This window comes from Sphingobacterium sp. SG20118 (assembly GCF_044740685.1).
Lineage (GTDB): Bacteria > Bacteroidota > Bacteroidia > Sphingobacteriales > Sphingobacteriaceae > Sphingobacterium.
Genome location: NZ_CP172826.1, coordinates 970,570 through 987,746 on the forward strand (window position 1 = coordinate 970,570; position 17,177 = coordinate 987,746).

Sequence of the window (17,177 nt, forward strand, 5' to 3'; positions counted from 1 at the left end):
TTATGTGTAAGAAGGCCGGAATAGTAGCGCTTCTGTTTATCGTAATCTTTATTGTAAGTTTTACTTCTATTAATTCGAAAGATACAGAACAATCACATGTCAGTTCACGTGAGCGAAAAATTCAAAACGAAGTTTTCAACCAACTTGTATCCTTCCAAGATTATGTAAGAGATACGCTTTTAGTGGAGGTTGGCAAAAATCAGGTTGATGAACAAAATGTTCGGCAAGCATTTTTAAAGTCTAGATTGTTGTTCAAAAAATTTGAATGGGCATCAGAATATTTTTCTGCAGACTTGAGTAAGCGATTAAATGGCCCACCCGTAGAGGAGATTGAGAATGCTGATTTATTAGACCCTTCTTTAGCACGTGCTATTGATCCAATGGGCTTACAGGTGATTGAGGAGTTTATTTACCCAAATTACGATACATCAAGAAAAGAAGAGCTCATCAGTGAAGTTAGGCATTTAGTATCCAATACAGCATTTCTGATTTCTTATTTCCATGATCAGCAGCTTGCCGATTGGCGAATATTGGATGCTAGCAAGTTAGAGGTTTTTAGGATAATCGCTTTAGGTATCACTGGATTTGATAATGCACTTTCTTTGAACAGTATGCAAGAGTGTTCGGAATCCTTAAAAAGTCTTCGTGATATCCTTTCTCTTTATATCAATAAAAAGAGAAAAACTTCCTTACTACAAGATCTAGATGCCTCGATTGCTTATCTTTCACAGCACCCTGATTTTAACTCCTTCGACAGAGCTTTTTTTATTAAACGCTTTGGAAATAAGGTCAGTACTGGGATAGCGCAACTGGAGCAGGATTTACCGGGGCGTAAAATTAAATACAACCGAATGCTTAGGCAGGAGGCAAGAACAATGTTTGATTCCGATGCATTCAATGTAGATGCATTTACTCCCGGTCCTGAATTTCATATGACAGATGCAAAAGTGGAGTTGGGAGAAAAGCTTTTTTATGATGTCGCATTATCGGGTACAGGTACGAGAAGCTGTGCTTCCTGTCATAATCCAGGTTTAGCATTTACAGACGGACTCGTTAAAAACACCAATATTCATAATCCATCGAAACTCTTGACAAGAAACACACCTACATTACTCAACGCAGCTTTACAATCAAATTACTTTTACGACATGAGAGCGTTAACGTTGGAGGATCAGGTGCGTGATGTAATCGGTAACAAACACGAGATGGATGGCGCGATGGAGGCGGTCATAAACTATGTTTCTGCAGATAGGTCATACCGATCTTTATTCGCAAAGACTTTTTCTACCACCTCAGAAAATGGAATCGGTTCGGATCAAGTAACCAATGCCCTAGCTTCTTATATCCGTAGTTTGACTACGCTGAACAGTCGGTTTGATGCTTATATGCGTGGTAATGATGATGCGTTATCAAAACAGGAATTGAACGGTTTTAATTTATTTATGGGGAAAGCGAAATGCGCCACCTGTCATTTCGTTCCTTTGTTTAATGGTGCTACCCCTCCAAAATACGTTTCGAGCGAAACAGAAGTATTGGGTGTTCCAGTCTCTTTGGCAGACTCCACGCTGGACGCTGATTTAGGCTATTATAGTGTGATTGGTATTGATTCCTATAAAAATGCATTTAAAATACCTACTGTTCGGAATGTCAAAAAAACAGCACCATATATGCACAATGGTGTTTATGAAACGTTAGACCAAGTAATGGAATTTTATAATAACGCAGGAGGGGTAGGGTTAGGAATGAATCTTTCGAATCAAACGCTTCCTGATGAAAATCTGCAACTTACTGAAAAAGAAATAAAGGATGTTATTGCGTTTATGGAGAGTTTGGAAAGTACACATGTCGTGTTCTAACACCGGTAAGGCCTATTTTTTCATTCCTTTCATCAGCCATTTGATTCTAGTCTTTAATTTTCTATTTATTATTTCTTGTCCTATGGCAATTTAATTGTTGATAAGGATAGCGAGTTTAGGGCCATATTTAAATTACTGTACTTTAAATTCAAGATAAAACATGAATAGTATTCTTTTTTTAGGTTTAACACTTCTTTTTATATTGATTTTCTACTTTGCAAATGGACGGAATAAACAAGTCTTGCTTCTGAATATAGCTTGGGCATTAATGATAGGTTCATTGGCTTTTTTAGGTGTTTTTATTTCTAATCCAAAGTTATTTATCATTGGTTTGATTGGCACTATTCTTTTAAATGCCCTGCTACTTAGAAAAATAAAGGATACCCGATTAAACATCCAGCTCTTGTTGGTCATTCAGTCTTTAAGGGTGATTGTTGAGTTATTCCTATATGCGTTATACCTCGAAAAGATGATTCCTAAATTGATGACTTTTAAAGGGATGAATTTTGATATTTTAATAGGGTTTTCTAGTATTTTGTTCCTATTCGTTTACCTATTTCAGTATGATGTTTTAAAGAGTTGGGTATTTGGATTATGGAATTATCTTGGAATTTTATCTTTGATTATCGTTGTTTCAATTGGTGTGCTATCTTCACCTGTGCCCATTCAGCAATTTGGTTTTGATCAACCAAATGTGGCGGTACTTGTTTATCCCTATGCCTTACTACCAACGATTATTGTTCCTATTGCTATACTTGCGCATGTGCTTTTGCTAATAATGTGGAGAGGCCAAAGAGGTGGTACTATATCAACTTCTAAAGCAAGAGTTTGAGGCTAAGCCTGATGATTGGTTAGCATTTTTGAATAACGAAAATAGCATGCTACCATTGCTATAGCATTTAGGGGAAATGAAGACTGGAGGCCTATCACGTTAAGATGATGAGCCTCCAGTTCATTTAAGGACTTATTTATTACAATAAAAATTCGTGTAATTTTGCCAGTGCAAGCTGGTAGTTTTGCTGTGCTTCTACCGATTTGCTGTAATTTTCGTAATAGATATTCTGTTCTACGGTATACTCCAAAAGGGTGATTTCGCCAGCATCAAGTGCTTTTTTCAACAATCGGTTCGTACTGCTATTATCGATGGAACTACGGTATATTTCCATTGTTTTTTTATCGTTATTTGCTTTCTGATATAAGGATTGTAATTGCGTAAACGCTTGTGTTTGAAAATCCTTTAGTCTTTCCTCGGAAGCTATTTTTGCTAATCTAGCATGTTTTACCTTGTTTTTATTTTGCCATAACGGTATTGATACGCCTAAAGTAACCCCTTTAAAATCTTCGTCAATTATCTTTTCTCGGGCGAAACCAGCATTGATCGTTGGAAGATTAGCCGATTTCTGTACAGCAATATGCTGATCATCGACGATAATTTCTTGTTGAAGCGATTGCAATATTGGACTGCGTTTTATGACTTCAGCATACCAAGTTTCAAAATGGGTAGGTAATGCTTCTAAAGGATACTCGGTTTCCAGTATTGCTACTTCAACACCACCATTTTGTTGCTTTAAATCCCCTAATGTACGTTCTCGTTCGGTGTGAATCTGCGCAATCTGTCCTTGTATATTGGCTAAATTTACTTTAGATCGGTTGAACTCTATAATGGTAGCATCGCCAAGAGCGAGCTTTTTCTTATAGAGGGTGAAAATCTCTTGAGCATGTTGTTGTTGCGTTTCGAGTTGTGCGATTAAATTGTTGTAATAAATAACCGTAATGATGCTTTCCTTTGCCGTTTGTAGGATTTGGATCCGTTGGGTATTGTAATCCAACTCCACCAATTTGTTTTGGCTATTGGCAAGCGTTTTCCTTTTGCCAGTAAGCGTAGCAATATCAAATTCCTGTGTTATGCTCAGGTCTTGTTGCTTGCCCAAATCACTTGGTTTCCCCCAGAGGTAGCTGTATGCTACTTCTGGGTTATTCAGGTAAATGCCTGTCAAGTTCTGTACTTTGAGGGCATCGATTTGCGTATTTAAAGCACGCAAGCTTGTATTGTTTTGATCTATATCCTGTAGTATGCGCTCATAGACAGTTTGTGCAAATGAGGGTGAATAGCTCAGAGATAAGATGAATATGAAAACTAAATATTTCATGTCTTCCGAATTAATCTAATGTTATTGTATTTTTTTCTTTTTTGCCCATCATGGTGTACACAATCGGTACAATAAAAGCATTGAGCAGTGTAGAGGTTATCAATCCGCCAAGTAGTACCTGTGCCATGGGGCTTTGGATCTCATTACCGGGTAGACTTCCCCCCATTGCTAGCGGTATCAAGGCAAGTGCCGAGGTGAAAGCTGTCATGAGGATAGGAGCTAAACGGTCCGTCGAACCGTGAATGACACTGTCGATGACGCTCATACCTTGTTGTTGCAGATCATTGAATCGTGATACCAGTAGCATACCGTTCCGAGTAGCGATACCAAATAGCGATATAAATCCGATGATGGCAGGGATACTCAGATCATTACCTGTAAAGAATAGCGTCAAAATGCCGCCAATTAATGCTAAAGGAAGATTGACCAAAATTAAAAACGATTGTTTAGCACTCTTAAATTCATTATAAAGCAGCAAATAAATGACTGCAATGGAGAATATCGAAGTGAGAAGTAGGATACGCGAGGCAGCCTGTTCACTTTCAAATTGCCCACCATATTCAATACTATATCCTTCTGGTAAGGGTACATCTGTTTTGATTTTTTCTTGTATATCATTAACGACACCTCTTAAATCGCGTCCTTCAACATTGGCAGAGACGACAATCTTGCGGGATACATTTTCTCTATTGATGGTGTTAGGACCAGTAGAAGAAGTGATGTCCACGACATGCTCCAATGGAATTTTCTGGCCATTGGCATCTATCATCAGGTTTTTTATGGATTCCATATTAGTACGATGGTCCGGGTTCACTTTTACGGTCAGGTCATAAACCTGATTCCCTTCGTATACACTGGATACTTCCGTTCCTGCTAGTAGCACTTCGATTTGCTCTGAAAGTTGCGGCAGCGTAATGCCGTATTTGGCCAAAAGAGCACGTTTTGGTTTTATCTTCAACTGCGGTCTGTCGATCTGTTGTTCGACATTCAGATCGACAAGTCCATCAACGCCACCAATTGAGCCTTTAATCTTATTGGCAATTTCATAGAGTTGATGCAAATCTGACCCAAATATTTTTATCGCGATATTAGCTTGCGTCCCTGATAGCATGGCATCGATGCGGTGCGATATCGGTTGACCGATCTCCAGGCTAACTCCAGGGATAAGATTCAACTGTTCGCGAACATCAGCAACAAATTCTTCACGTGTCCGGTCCGAAAGCTCGTATGGAGCTTCAATCTCCGAAACATTCACCCCTAAAGCATGTTCGTCTAGTTCTGCACGCCCCGTCTTTCGTCCTGTTGTTTTTATTTCAGGAATTGACAACAATATTTTCTCCGCCAGATTACCGATTTTATCCGATTCTTCAAGAGATACACCCGGTAATGTATTGACATTGACGGTCAGAGAACCCTCGTTGAAAGAAGGAAGAAAACTTCTTCCAAGCGTAAAGAATAAACCCAACGATACCATAAAGATAACGACGGTCACGGCTATGATACTTTTTTTGTATTTCAAACTCCAGAGCAAACATTTTTCATATACTCTTTTTAGATGAAAAGTTACCCAAGGTTCTTTTTTCGAACTTTCAGATTTTGAGTTGAGTAAAAAGCTACACAATACGGGGGTAAGAGTCAGCGCCACAACTGTCGAGGCAGCAAGTGCGATGATAAAAGCTATACCCAATGGTGCCAACATACGTCCCTCCATCCCAGAAAGGAAAAATAGGGGTACAAAACTAGCAATGATAATGAGTGTCGAGTTTAAGATCGGCATGCGCACTTCTCGTGAAGCTTCGTAAATGACCTTCAGTAGAGGGGACTGCTGTTGAATAGGCAATAGCCTGTTTTCTCGAAGGCGTTTGAAGACATTTTCGACATCGACAATGGCATCATCCACAAGCGAGCCGATAGCAATAGCCATACCACCCAGACTCATGGTGTTGATCGTAAGTCCCATTCCTTTGAGTGCCAGTATGGAAGCTACGAGCGATAGGGGAATGGTAACTAGAGAAATCAAGGTCGTACGTACATTCATCAAAAAGATGAATAGAATAATGACGACAAATATACCGCCTTCAATCAGCGCGCTATTGACATTATTTATCGAACTGTCGATAAAACGCGATTGACGGAAGATATCTGATGAGATTTGTATATCATCAGGTAGATTTCGCTTTAAATCTTCCAACGCCATATCTATTTTTTCGGTCAGTTCGATCGTACCTGTATTCGGTTGTTTCGTGACGGTGATCAATACCGCAGGTTTTCCCTTCACCGAGGCTAAACCTATTTTAGGCTCCTTGTTTCCGATACGTACTTCGGCAACTTGAGATAATAAAATAGGTGTATTGTTAATCGATTTGATGACCGAAAGACTGATTTCTTCTAAGTTATTGGTGGAGATAATCCCCTGAACCAAGTATTCGTTACCATATTCGTAAAGTACTCCACCCGTTGCGTTTTGATTCATTGACTTTACAGCATCCATTACTTCGGACATGGATACTTTATAATGTTTCATCTTTTCGGGATGGAGAAGAATTTGGTACTCTTTGATATCACCCCCCAATACGGCGACTTGTGCGACTCCACCCGTAGCTAATAGACGAGGACGTATTGTCCAATCGGCCAATGCTCTCAACTCTTGGAGCGAGGTACTGTCGGATTGAAGCCCAATGATCATGACCTCTCCCAATATAGAGGACTGTGGACCTAATGTGGGATTCTCCACATTATCTGGTAAGTCATTTTGAACAACCGTCAATTTTTCGGATACGATCTGTCTGGCCTTAAAAATATCGGTTCCCCATTCAAATTCTACCCACACTACGGAGAATCCTGTGGTGGAACTGGAGCGTACACGACGTACGTCTGTTGCACCATTAATGGCGGTTTCGACAGGGAAAGTAACCAATCGTTCCACCTCCTCTGGTACCATACCCTTAGCCTCAGTCATGATAACGACGGTTGGCGCATTTAAATCTGGGAAAACGTCGACCTCCATGTTTTTTGCAGTATATACACCTGCAATCATCAATAAGACAGACGCCACTAGCACAACTAATCTGTTGTTCAGTGAAAATTTAATTATTTTATCTAACATCTTGTTGATTCCTTAATTAATGTACATGACCTTCAGGAATCAACGATGCATTTGCTGCGATCTTGACCTGATAAACACCATTTGTTACGATTTCTTCGCCCTTGTTTAGTCCTGAAGTAATCAAAACACGTTCTCCATCACTATGACCTATTTTGACCTCCTGTCTGCTAAATACTTCTTTTCCTTTTTTTAGATATATAAAGTATACGCCCTGATCTTCGGTTAATGCAGATACTGGTACGGTGAGCGCCTGCGGAATAGGGTGTGCAATGAGCGATATATCGACATATGCACCCGGAAGAACGGTGCCCACATTATCAAATTCAAATAACATGGGTATGTAAAATGAATTTTTCTCGATGCCTTTACCATAGGAGACGAGTCGTCCATTGAGTTGTTCTAATTTCAGTGTTTTGTTATCGTAAGAAGTACGGAAATATGCGGTTTTGATGCTATGCATATCGCTGAAGTATTTTTCTGCTACATCTGCTCGAAGCTGCAGCTTTTTGTTTTTCGTAATCGTAGCAATTGGCTGTCCTACGGTTACGTAGTCACCGTCTTGGATCAATTTGTTTTTAACAAATCCGGCAATCGGTGCTTTCACAAGCACACCATTGCTGCTGCGGTTTGCAGATAATGCATTGAAGGTTGTTTTTGCATTCTCAAAGCGCAATTTAGCATCTTGATAATTTTTTTGTGAAATCAATTGATCTTCTATTAGGCTCTGTGCTCTTTCCCATTCATTTTTAGCACTTTCGTATTCGGCACTTGCTTTGTTGGTTGGGTCACCTTCAAGTAGGTTTTTAGAGGAAATGGCCAATAGATTTTCGCCCGATTTGATGGCACTACCTGCTGTAAAGTTTGACTTGCTAAAGGATACCACACCATTGGTGGTCGCCACTACGGTGACATCATCGCCAACTGCATTTTCGATCTGACCACTGGTACGGATGACACGGTGGAAATCACGTAATTCAATTACTTCTGTTTTTAATTGTGCTGTTTTTGCCTGTGCTTCTGTGAAAATGATTTCACCGTCGGAATGGCCTTCTTCACTACTATGGTCATGACCAGCATGGCTATCTTTAGCGACTTTCTCTCCGTCGTCATGGCTGTGGTTATGTCCTTCATGATCGTGACCTTCGTGTCCTTCATGGCTATGGTCGTGTTCAGCATGGTCATGTCCATCCTGTTTAATACTTTGTTTTTCTGTTTTTTTTGCTTCTGTGCTTTGGCAAGACGACAGAACGAAGATAGTTCCAGCCATAAAAAGGCAGAAAGCATATAACTTAATACGCATTTTTGTATAGATATAGGAAGATACGCGACGCTCTATGAGGTCGATGTATCAAAAATAAAATCGATAATAAAGTGAATTAACAACTGCTATATGAGCACGTTGTTCTTTTTTGTTCGGATTGTTTAAGAATAAGCTGGGGGAGCTCGTAAACCCATGCTAAGGGAATACAATCTATAGTAAATTGGATATTGATAAGCATATAGCCCCCCATTATCTGTAGCGGAGAGGTTTTCTTGCTGGTTATAATATTCCTGAAAAAAATAAGCTACCAAAAAATTCAGCTGCTTGTAAAAATCCCAATCAGATAATTTAAATTCAAGATCCTGATTGTTGTTTGTGGTTAGAAATTCCTTTTCAAGGACACAAGGTTCGGTTTCTTGTGAATCGCGATTTTCAGCTACGGAATCGATGCATTCTTCTACAGTAAAGCAAGTCGCAAGCCCATGGTGGTGATGGGGCATGGTGATACTTAATAATAAGAGTATCGTCGCTATTGTTGTACTGAATAAGTGCCTTTTGAATTTCATAAATATTTCCAAATTTAGATAAATTTATCTTAATTACAGTTTTAATTGTGTCACATCAAGTAAATTTATTCGTTTGAGTCTTTTTATTTAGGACTCATGAATGCTATGCAATTACCGATTTTTCCTCTTCCATCAAGGAATGATTTTTACTGGAAATATAGGTAATTATTTATTGTTTTACGGTTTGGTCATATAGATGTTGCAAACTTATGGTTATTGCGGTATGTGCCGATGCTGGTTTATCCAAAAGTTATTTAGGAAAAACTAAACATGTTTCCGCTTGTTAAAAGGAACGCTTCTAAATAGGAACGAGATTGTGTAAAGTCATTTCATTATCCCTAGTTTTGTATAGAATATTAATTAAATAGCTATGTCGAAGACGAAACTTACCATTAACAATAATGGATCGGTAAAAATAGAAGGCGATTTCGAAATCGTTGATAGAAATGGTGATGCATATGGTTTGCAGGGCAGAACAGTACTTTCAATCTGTCGTTGTGGATTATCTAAAAACAAACCTTTTTGCGATGGTGCCCATAATGGTCACTTTGAACATGAAGCGATTGCTTTTGACCTTCCTCCAAAGAAAGTATAAGCATGCTGTGTAATCTATTTTGATTACGAGTCATTATTATAAATATACGATACCCATCTGCACAATGTTAAGCGTTGCAGATGGGTGTTTTTTTTTCAAACCATGAGTTAGAGATTTTCTAAGATAGTTGGTTACCTTTTTGAAACGCTATTTTGATAGGTGATTAAGAGAATGCTGGAAAAGTATTGACCTTATCAAGTTAAATCCTGATTCGGAAATGCGTTCTATATAACAGTGGGTAAATACAGTAGTAATAGAGGGTTTCTAGAGGGTTCATAGAGGTAAAACACTATAAAACCTCTGTTATATCTCTATTATAACTCACTAATTATTTAATTAATCTAGTAGCTGCTATCCTTCAGGTCCCTTTAAGATTAGAATTTAATGGAAGATAATCTGAAGAAGTTATTGTGAGGCTGATTTCTTTAGTATGATTAATACTTTTGAGTAATACATTAAGAAAGGTATTTATTAACTTTAATCTTTATTCACATACAAACCAAATATTAAACCATATGTCAAAGAAAGTATTACTGTTATTTTCTATGCTGCTTGCTGTACTGGTACCACAGATTTCAAAGGCAGCTGCAAAGCTTGATTTTTACCAGATTAAAATCTATCACCTGAAGACTGCTGAGCAGGAGAGTCGAGTGGATCAGTTTTTAAAGGATGCTTATCTTCCTGCCTTGCACAGGGCGGGTATATCCAGTGTTGGTGTATTTAAGCCCATTGTTGACGACAGTAAGGCGGGTGAAGAGAAGCTGATCTATGTACTGATTCCGTTTACCTCACATGATGATTTTTTTAAGCTGGATGCAAAACTAAACAAAGATCAGAAATATCAGCAGAATGGTGCCGACTATCTAGATGCCAAACATAATGATCCTCCGTACAACAGATTGGAGACAATCCTGCTGAATGCATTTGAAAAGAACCCGAGGTTCGGTCTTCCGAATCTAAGTGCGGTAAAAAAGGATAGAGTTTATGAGCTGAGGAGTTATGAAGGTCCGACAGAGAACATCTCGACCAATAAGATTGATATGTTTAATTCAGGTGATGAGGTTGGGTTGTTTAAGCGTTTGGGTTTTAATGCTGTATTTTATGGACAGGTGGTTGCAGGCAGTTTCTATGCCGAACCTGATGTATATGACTACTTTTGAGAACCGTGCTGATCGTGACAAGCACTGGGATGCATTTGGAAAGGACGATTATTGGAAAAAGCTTTCTGCAATGCCCGAGTATCAGAATAATGTCTCTAAAGGGAATACCTGGTTTCTGTATCCAACCGATTATTCGGATATATAAGATATCCCGATTACGATTGCTGTGTAAGCAGTATTGTCACTGGCAGTGCGGCTTTTGCAATTGGGATAGGCTCAAAGTAGAATTTCATACCTTAATTTCGTTGACTAAAGGTGCTATTCAAAAAAAAGCCATCCACTTCACTCATTTTTTGTTGCTTATAGCTTTTGTTTAAGCAAGCTTACAAAATCTTATAAACAACAAAAGCCCAACTTTGCTTTGGGCTTTGTTTTTTGTTGGCGGAGAGCGAGGGATTATTCTATGAACCCTAAATGGGGGAGGCTTCATCAAAAAATAAAGCCATTCACTTCGCTCATTTTTTTGTTGCTTATAGCTTTTGTTTAAGCAAGCTTACAAAATCTTATAAACAACAAAAGCCCAACTTTGCAGTTGGGCTTTATTTTTTGTTGGCGGAGAGCGAGGGATTCGAACCCCCGGACCTATGACAGTCAACAGTTTTCAAGACTGCCGCATTCGACCACTCTGCCAGCTCTCCGCGACAAAAGTACAAATTTTAACGGTGCTACCAAATTTATTTTAACATTTATGGCCTTTTTAATCCATTTCAAGCCGTATCTTATTGTTTTAAAGTCACTTTAATTTTGATTTTTTTCTTTAAATCTTTATCCCTAGTTTGCAAACATGGAGAAGGATTATACTTTATTACGATCATCGTTAATGGCAGCATGTAAATTGCATGTTGAAGATCGGATTGCGAATTTAGAACTGGCATTAAAATCAGCTCATGAGGCAAGTACTGATGATACGAAAAGTAGTGCGGGCGATAAATACGAAACAACTCGGGAAATGATGCAACAGGATATCGCGAGATGTCAAATGCAATTAGCAGAAGCTAAAAAAGATGAATCTATTTTGAATGGATTGTCGCAACCTAAGCCCTTAGGTTTTGTTCAGAATGGTAGTATTGTCAATACAAATTTGGGGGTTTATTTTATTGCGATTAGCATAGGGGTAGTGCCTATTGATAAGGAGAAAGTGTTTGTTATCTCAAATCTTTCACCAATCGGTAAATTGCTTCTAAAAAAGAAAATTGGGGAATCTTTTTCTTTTAATAATGTAGAACAGCATGTACTTGCTATAAATTAATCTGGAAATAAAACTATTTGCAGCTTTAATTGTTTTATCAAGGTGTCTATTTAATATTTAGGCTTTTGACAAAATAAAAACTGTGATTATGGAATTAAAAAGAGTATTTCCAATGTTAATGTTGGCGGGCACTTTAGTTGTTGCAATGCCCTCGTGTAAATCAAAAATTTCTGACGCTGATCTGAAGGCTAAGGTGGAAACAGTAATAAGCGGACATCAAGGTATTACAACTTCAGTTAAGGATGCGGTCGTAACGCTAGAAGGTTTTGCATCTTCAGAGTCCGAGAAATCACAAATTGAGACAGATGTTAAAACAGCTGATAAATCAATCAAGTCTGTGGTTAATAATATTATAGTTCAAGTAACTGCGCCAGCAGAAATTTCTGTTAATACAGTGGATGAATCCTTGGCAAAAGGTATCGTTGATGCAACAAAAGATTTTCCAACTGTAAAAGCTACTGTTAAAGATGGTGTAATATCGGTAACTGGAAACATTGAAAAAGCTAAGTTAGTAACACTTAAACAAGCTTTAGATAATTTACATCCGAAGAGAGTGGATTTGAGTGCTGTTACTACTAATTAATCATTTCAAAATTGAATATTATGGCTTTAGAAGAAAAATATAAAGTATTATTAGATACTGCGAAATCATCAGGAATTAATGACTTGAATTTTGCTGAAAGAGATGGTGTTTTACAGATTAGAGGAACAGCGCCTACTGCAGAAGTGAAAAATAAATTGTGGGAAATATATGGCGATATAGATCCTAATTTTGCTACTGGAGATGTCGTAATGGATGTTGAAGTGGCAACTGAAGTCCCAGGCAGCCAAGTTAAGGTCATTACTGATAGCTCAAATTTGAATATTCGTAAAGGCCCGGGTACTGACCAACAAATTGTTGGAAAAGCCGCTAAAGACGAGATAATAACCCTTATTAGCAAGGCGAATGACCAATGGTGGCTTGTTCGCACAAAGGATAATGAAGAAGGATATTGTTATGCGCAGTATTTGCAGACTGTGTAAGTTAATTATATGTGTTTACAGAGCCTAAAATTTTTATTTTAGGCTTTGTTGTTTTTTAGGCTGTAGCGGAACCACCACAATTGTTGCTCCCTATAGAACTAATTTCAAAATCATTTGAAACATTGTTATCTTTGATTTTTTGAGCAATATCTTAATTATATTATGCGAAATCTTGTATTTGGATGTCTTTTAATTTTACTGTCTTTTAGTTCTTGTCAAACAAAACCGCCTACTTTCGGCGATATTTTGGCATCATCTTATGACCAAAAACTATTTAAAGATTTTGATAGTACAGCGTACTTTACTGCTGTACAAAGGGAATTAAAAAACGAAAAGATTCGTTTTTTTAATCCAAAATGGATGAGTGAAATCGCGGATTCAACTAAAGGATTTACTTGGATACATGGCCAATTGCTTACTGGTGGTACGGATACTTTGCTATATTATTTGAATAGGGCAGATGAACATGGTATTAAATCATCCATTTTTCATACAGAAGAAATTCAAAATGCACTGCATAAGTTGAAAAAGAACAATATAGCAGACTTGGATGAGGCTTATACTGTATTGGCAAAAATTGAATTGCTATCTTCTGATGCGTTAGTTGCTTACGTTAACATGTTGGAGAATGGTATTGTTAACCCCAAAAGGCTTTACGGAAGATACTTTGTTGAGCATAGTCGCTATTCTTTAAATAAAGCAAAACAATTATTGGATAGTAATCTCATTGTTTCGGAAGTAATCCATGAAGCTCAGCCAACGAACGCTTATTATAAGAAATTTCAACAACTATTAACCGAGGGAAATGTTCGTTCTGAGGACTATAATGATGTTTTGATGACGATGGAAAGATTGCGCTGGATGGGGCAGGACTTTCCTGAGAAATATGTGTTTGTCAATATTCCTGAAATGAAGCTGCAGATGATTGACGACGGGGCCATGCAGCAGATCATGAATGTATGTGTAGGTGAAACGGAGAATAAAGCTTATGCTAAAACTGGTGAAAACCATGAAACACCGATCATGAGCGGTACATTGGACCGAATGCAGGTGAATCCTGTTTGGAATATACCGAGCAGTATTGTTAAAAAAGAGTTATTAAGAAGTGTTAGAGCCAACCCTAGTTATCTTGAAAGCCGAAATATGGTTGTTTATAATCTGAAGGGACAGCTTGTAGATCCATATAACGTCAACTGGCAAGCAGATTCTGTTGAAAATTTTAAGTTTAAACAAAATCCTGGTTTTGACAATTCATTGGGAAATATCAAATTTATCTTTGCTAATCCTTATGCGATTTATTTGCATGATACTCCTGCAAAACAGAAGTTTAAAGTTAGTAACCGTGCTTTAAGCCATGGCTGTGTTCGGGTTGAAGATCCTACTAGTTTGGCGTCTTTTTTGGTTAATAATGAAAAAGAGGCTTCTAAGATTGCGACTGAAATAAAAGATTCTGTAAACAACTCAAGATGGGTTAAAATGAAACAAGGGGTTCCGGTTTATTTATCTTATTATACCACTTGGTTGGATGGAGATAATAAAATTCAGCACTTCCCAGATATTTATGGTTATGATGAAAGGTTAAGAGTTGCGCTGAATAAATATGTAATTAAAGAGTAAAGCGATAAAATAAAATCCCCTTTACGTTTTGATATAAAGGGGATTTTATTTTATTCAGATTTGCTTTTAGTCGCTTTTTTAGTTTTCTTTTCAGCTCTTTTTTCTTTTAGCGTCTTTTCAGCTTTCTTTTTATCATTCTTTACCGCATTTTGTTCTTTAGCCATAACAGTTATGTTTAAGTGAATAATAATATTTCTTACTAAAGCTACTAATAATAAATAAGAATCTGTCTCTATTGACATGTTTTTAATTGTTTAGTAACCTTTTTGTATTTTACTGAAAATAGATAATATGAGTAATGATGTCTAAATGCAGGAGTTAAGATTAAACTTTTTTGCATTATATACGTCTTAGTATTTTGAACTTTATAATTTCAACAGATGAAGAAACGATTTTTAAGTAAAGCCTTAACTTTATTTGAAGTATTTAAAACACATAAAATTACAGCAGGAGATCTCGAAAATGCTGAGGTAAAATCTCAAAATTTAGATGCGCGAAAAGAAGATTTTCGACTTTTGATTGCCATGTGTAAAGACACATTTTCGGGGCGTTATAAAATGGATAAATGGAATTTATCGGTTATTGTGGCTACAATAGCCTATGTGGTGTCGCCTTTAGATGCTATACCGGACGTAATTCCGGTATTGGGATGGGTAGATGATATTACCATAATCGGATATGCTATAACAAAATTATCGGAAGAAATATCAAAATATAAGCTGTTTAAAAAGCAGGTTTTACCTGCAGAAAATTAATGTGTTAACTCGAAAATAGATAGCAAAAAAGCCCTTGTTGAAATCATTCAGCAAGGGCTTTTTTTTAACCGCTATTGTTGCTTTTTATTTTAGCATGTTTTAATATTTTATTTTAGCTTTTTAAAAAAGTTTCAATTTTATTTTAAATCATAATTATTTGATTTAGAGCGTGTTTGAAATGTGTAGATTAAACAATAAGCTAAATTTTGTTTTTATCTATCTATTATATTTAGCTAGATTTGGTCAATATTTTAAAACAAAAGTATGACTTTATCAAAGATTAAACAGTTAGCTGCTTTAGGTATCCACCAGCCTAAGGAAGTATTTTGTCAATTGGATAGAACTGCACTCACGGCATATGCTATTCAAAAAGGAGAAGCTTCTCTAGCCGAGAATGGAGCTTTGAATATTTTGACAGGAAAATTTACAGGAAGATCGCCTAAGGATCGCTATCTCGTAAAGGATGAAATCACCGAAAATAGAGTTTTTTGGAATGATGTTAATCAAGCGATATCCAAAGATGTTTTTAATAAATTGTATGATCTGACCACTGCTTATTTATCCGCTAAAGAGCTTTTTGTAAGAGATTGTCAAGTGGTGTCGAGTGATGACCTGGCCAAACACATTTTAGTAGTATCGACAAAGGCGACCCAAGATCTTTTTGCTTCCAACATGTTTATTGAAGCAGCAGGTATAGAAAATTCGGAAGTGGATTGGACAGTACTCGTGGCTTCAGATCTGCAGGTCTCGGATTTTCAGCAACTGGGCCTCAATGCTTCAAATTGTGTGGCTATAGATTTTAGCCGACATGTCGTTTTGATCATTGGCACGGGTTATACTGGAGAGATTAAGAAAAGTATTTTTTCAATTTTAAATTTTATACTACCTGTTGAAGATGGTGTTTTATCCATGCACTGCTCGGCTAACGTGGGTAAAGATGGAGATACGGCCTTGTTTTTTGGTCTTTCTGGTACAGGAAAAACTACGCTATCTGCCGATGTAAATCGTTATTTAGTAGGTGATGATGAGCACGGATGGTCCGATAAAGGAATATTTAATTTTGAAGGGGGCTGTTATGCGAAATGCTTAGGGCTGGACCCTCAGCATGAACCCGAAATCTGTGGCGCAATTAAGTCGGGGTCTTTACTGGAAAATGTTAAATTTCATGAGGGTACAGCAATACCTAATTTTCAGGATTCAGAGATAACCGAAAATATGCGTGTTTCTTATCCTTTGTCTTATATATCATCTTATCGCGATGTCAAGCTCGTGAGTGCACCTAATAATATATTCTTTTTGTCGGCTGATGCGTTTGGTGTTCTTCCGCCAATATCTAGATTAACGGTGGAGCAAGCCATGTATTATTTTATCAACGGTTATACGGCAAAGGTAGCGGGGACAGAAATGGGTGTTTCAAAGCCGACTGCTACATTTTCAGCATGCTTTGGACAGGCTTTCATGCCTTTGCATCCTATGGAATATGCCGAACTCTTGCGCGATAAATTAAAGCACAACCCCAAAACTAAAGTTTGGTTAGTGAATACCGGTTGGATCGGTGGACCATATGGTGTTGGTAGAAGAATTAAGTTATCCTATACACGTAGTTTGATCCAAGCGGCCTTATCAGGCGAATTGGAAGAATTCCCAATGGATGTGCATCCGGTATTTGAATTGAAATACCCGACATTTTGCGAAGCTGTTCCTAAGCAGGTTTTAGATGCCAAGCAGCTCTGGGGAAATGATGAGGCTTATGACGAACAGGCTAAATCTTTAAAAGTACTTTTTGAAAATAATTTCAAAAAATACCAAGATACCTACTTTACAACTGTTTAATATCAG

Annotated in this window: 16 protein-coding genes and 1 tRNA gene; 11 read left to right on the plus strand and 6 right to left on the minus strand. The window is 37.5% G+C overall.

Annotated features, from left to right (window positions below; translation table 11 throughout):
* The first annotated feature begins 2 nt into the window (after positions 1 to 2).
* Together ACFX5U_RS04510 and ACFX5U_RS04515 are read left to right on the plus strand one after the other, a co-directional pair.
* Positions 3 to 1,856, plus strand: coding sequence for a cytochrome-c peroxidase (locus ACFX5U_RS04510; protein ID WP_400262610.1), 1,854 nt, complete (start codon positions 3 to 5; stop codon positions 1,854 to 1,856).
* 160 nt (positions 1,857 to 2,016) lie between these two features.
* Positions 2,017 to 2,688 carry a hypothetical protein gene (locus ACFX5U_RS04515; protein WP_400262611.1) on the plus strand — a complete coding sequence of 224 codons (672 nt, stop codon included), beginning with the start codon at positions 2,017 to 2,019 and terminating at the stop codon, positions 2,686 to 2,688.
* Between the two features lie 139 nt (positions 2,689 to 2,827).
* Here ACFX5U_RS04515 and ACFX5U_RS04520 read toward each other — a convergent pair whose 3' ends face one another.
* The 4 genes from ACFX5U_RS04520 to ACFX5U_RS04535 form a co-directional block, all read right to left on the minus strand.
* The gene (locus ACFX5U_RS04520) at positions 2,828 to 4,006 is read right to left on the minus strand and encodes a TolC family protein (RefSeq protein WP_400262612.1); all 1,179 of its coding nucleotides are present in this window, start codon (positions 4,004 to 4,006) and stop codon (positions 2,828 to 2,830) included.
* Between the two features lie 10 nt (positions 4,007 to 4,016).
* A complete protein-coding gene (locus tag ACFX5U_RS04525; protein ID WP_400262613.1) occupies positions 4,017 to 7,112 on the minus strand; it encodes an efflux RND transporter permease subunit in 3,096 nt (1,031 codons plus the stop codon).
* A gap of 16 nt (positions 7,113 to 7,128) precedes the next feature.
* Positions 7,129 to 8,412 carry an efflux RND transporter periplasmic adaptor subunit gene (locus tag ACFX5U_RS04530; protein ID WP_400262614.1) on the minus strand — a complete coding sequence of 428 codons (1,284 nt, stop codon included), beginning with the start codon at positions 8,410 to 8,412 and terminating at the stop codon, positions 7,129 to 7,131.
* A gap of 122 nt (positions 8,413 to 8,534) precedes the next feature.
* Positions 8,535 to 8,939 (minus strand): hypothetical protein, encoded by a 405-nt coding sequence (locus ACFX5U_RS04535; protein WP_400262615.1) that lies wholly within the window; start codon positions 8,937 to 8,939, stop codon positions 8,535 to 8,537.
* 370 nt (positions 8,940 to 9,309) lie between these two features.
* Between ACFX5U_RS04535 and ACFX5U_RS04540 the strand changes: the two genes are divergently transcribed.
* The 3 genes from ACFX5U_RS04540 (at position 9,310) to ACFX5U_RS04550 (ending at position 10,839) form a co-directional block, all read left to right on the plus strand.
* On the plus strand, positions 9,310 to 9,534 hold the full coding sequence (locus ACFX5U_RS04540; RefSeq protein ID WP_038696638.1) for a CDGSH iron-sulfur domain-containing protein: 225 nt from the start codon (positions 9,310 to 9,312) through the stop codon (positions 9,532 to 9,534).
* A gap of 515 nt (positions 9,535 to 10,049) precedes the next feature.
* The gene (locus tag ACFX5U_RS04545) at positions 10,050 to 10,694 is read left to right on the plus strand and encodes an NIPSNAP family containing protein (RefSeq protein ID WP_400262616.1); all 645 of its coding nucleotides are present in this window, start codon (positions 10,050 to 10,052) and stop codon (positions 10,692 to 10,694) included.
* Positions 10,681 to 10,839, plus strand: coding sequence for a hypothetical protein (locus ACFX5U_RS04550; protein WP_400262617.1), 159 nt, complete (start codon positions 10,681 to 10,683; stop codon positions 10,837 to 10,839). The genes ACFX5U_RS04545 and ACFX5U_RS04550 overlap by 14 nt, the downstream gene beginning before the upstream one ends.
* Positions 10,840 to 11,244: 405 nt before the next feature.
* Here ACFX5U_RS04550 and ACFX5U_RS04555 read toward each other — a convergent pair.
* A tRNA-Ser gene (locus ACFX5U_RS04555) sits at positions 11,245 to 11,332 on the minus strand.
* A 146-nt stretch (positions 11,333 to 11,478) separates the two neighbouring features.
* Here ACFX5U_RS04555 and ACFX5U_RS04560 point away from each other — a divergent pair.
* The 4 genes from ACFX5U_RS04560 to ACFX5U_RS04575 all read left to right on the plus strand — a co-directional run bounded on the left by ACFX5U_RS04560 (position 11,479) and on the right by ACFX5U_RS04575 (position 14,583).
* Positions 11,479 to 11,943: a GreA/GreB family elongation factor gene (locus tag ACFX5U_RS04560; RefSeq protein ID WP_235212355.1), complete on the plus strand. Its 465-nt coding sequence runs from the start codon at positions 11,479 to 11,481 to the stop codon at positions 11,941 to 11,943.
* Positions 11,944 to 12,031: 88 nt separating this feature from the next.
* Complete coding sequence (locus ACFX5U_RS04565) at positions 12,032 to 12,526, plus strand: BON domain-containing protein (RefSeq protein ID WP_280569942.1); 495 nt, start codon at positions 12,032 to 12,034, stop codon at positions 12,524 to 12,526.
* A 20-nt stretch (positions 12,527 to 12,546) separates the two neighbouring features.
* Entirely contained in the window at positions 12,547 to 12,966 is a 420-nt protein-coding gene (locus ACFX5U_RS04570; protein WP_038696646.1) for an SH3 domain-containing protein, read from the plus strand.
* 162 nt (positions 12,967 to 13,128) lie between these two features.
* Complete coding sequence (locus tag ACFX5U_RS04575) at positions 13,129 to 14,583, plus strand: L,D-transpeptidase family protein (protein WP_400262618.1); 1,455 nt, start codon at positions 13,129 to 13,131, stop codon at positions 14,581 to 14,583.
* Between the two features lie 50 nt (positions 14,584 to 14,633).
* On the opposite strand, the gene ACFX5U_RS04580 is transcribed toward ACFX5U_RS04575, so the two are convergent.
* Entirely contained in the window at positions 14,634 to 14,825 is a 192-nt protein-coding gene (locus ACFX5U_RS04580) for a hypothetical protein (RefSeq protein WP_038696650.1), read from the minus strand.
* Between the two features lie 138 nt (positions 14,826 to 14,963).
* Between ACFX5U_RS04580 and ACFX5U_RS04585 the strand changes: the two genes are divergently transcribed.
* Together ACFX5U_RS04585 and pckA are read left to right on the plus strand one after the other, a co-directional pair.
* Positions 14,964 to 15,338 (plus strand): YkvA family protein, encoded by a 375-nt coding sequence (locus ACFX5U_RS04585; RefSeq protein WP_400262619.1) that lies wholly within the window; start codon positions 14,964 to 14,966, stop codon positions 15,336 to 15,338.
* 264 nt (positions 15,339 to 15,602) lie between these two features.
* A complete protein-coding gene (pckA, locus tag ACFX5U_RS04590) occupies positions 15,603 to 17,171 on the plus strand; it encodes a phosphoenolpyruvate carboxykinase (ATP) (RefSeq protein ID WP_038696652.1) in 1,569 nt (522 codons plus the stop codon).
* Positions 17,172 to 17,177 lie beyond the last annotated feature (6 nt).

Bases quoted from the DNA above. Each gene is read 5' to 3' on its own strand.
- ACFX5U_RS04580 (WP_038696650.1), bottom strand. From the start codon at position 14,825: ATGTCAATAGAGACAGATTCTTATTTATTATTAGTAGCTTTAGTAAGA.
- ACFX5U_RS04515 (WP_400262611.1), top strand. From the start codon at position 2,017: ATGAATAGTATTCTTTTTTTAGGTTTAACACTTCTTTTTATATTGATT.
- ACFX5U_RS04570 (WP_038696646.1), top strand. From the start codon at position 12,547: ATGGCTTTAGAAGAAAAATATAAAGTATTATTAGATACTGCGAAATCA.
- ACFX5U_RS04550 (WP_400262617.1), top strand. From the start codon at position 10,681: ATGACTACTTTTGAGAACCGTGCTGATCGTGACAAGCACTGGGATGCA.
- pckA (WP_038696652.1), top strand. From the start codon at position 15,603: ATGACTTTATCAAAGATTAAACAGTTAGCTGCTTTAGGTATCCACCAG.
- ACFX5U_RS04510 (WP_400262610.1), top strand. From the start codon at position 3: ATGTGTAAGAAGGCCGGAATAGTAGCGCTTCTGTTTATCGTAATCTTT.
- ACFX5U_RS04565 (WP_280569942.1), top strand. From the start codon at position 12,032: ATGGAATTAAAAAGAGTATTTCCAATGTTAATGTTGGCGGGCACTTTA.
- ACFX5U_RS04575 (WP_400262618.1), top strand. From the start codon at position 13,129: ATGCGAAATCTTGTATTTGGATGTCTTTTAATTTTACTGTCTTTTAGT.
- ACFX5U_RS04520 (WP_400262612.1), bottom strand. From the start codon at position 4,006: ATGAAATATTTAGTTTTCATATTCATCTTATCTCTGAGCTATTCACCC.
- ACFX5U_RS04535 (WP_400262615.1), bottom strand. From the start codon at position 8,939: ATGAAATTCAAAAGGCACTTATTCAGTACAACAATAGCGACGATACTC.
- ACFX5U_RS04585 (WP_400262619.1), top strand. From the start codon at position 14,964: ATGAAGAAACGATTTTTAAGTAAAGCCTTAACTTTATTTGAAGTATTT.
- ACFX5U_RS04560 (WP_235212355.1), top strand. From the start codon at position 11,479: ATGGAGAAGGATTATACTTTATTACGATCATCGTTAATGGCAGCATGT.
- ACFX5U_RS04545 (WP_400262616.1), top strand. From the start codon at position 10,050: ATGTCAAAGAAAGTATTACTGTTATTTTCTATGCTGCTTGCTGTACTG.
- ACFX5U_RS04525 (WP_400262613.1), bottom strand. From the start codon at position 7,112: ATGTTAGATAAAATAATTAAATTTTCACTGAACAACAGATTAGTTGTG.
- ACFX5U_RS04540 (WP_038696638.1), top strand. From the start codon at position 9,310: ATGTCGAAGACGAAACTTACCATTAACAATAATGGATCGGTAAAAATA.
- ACFX5U_RS04530 (WP_400262614.1), bottom strand. From the start codon at position 8,412: ATGCGTATTAAGTTATATGCTTTCTGCCTTTTTATGGCTGGAACTATC.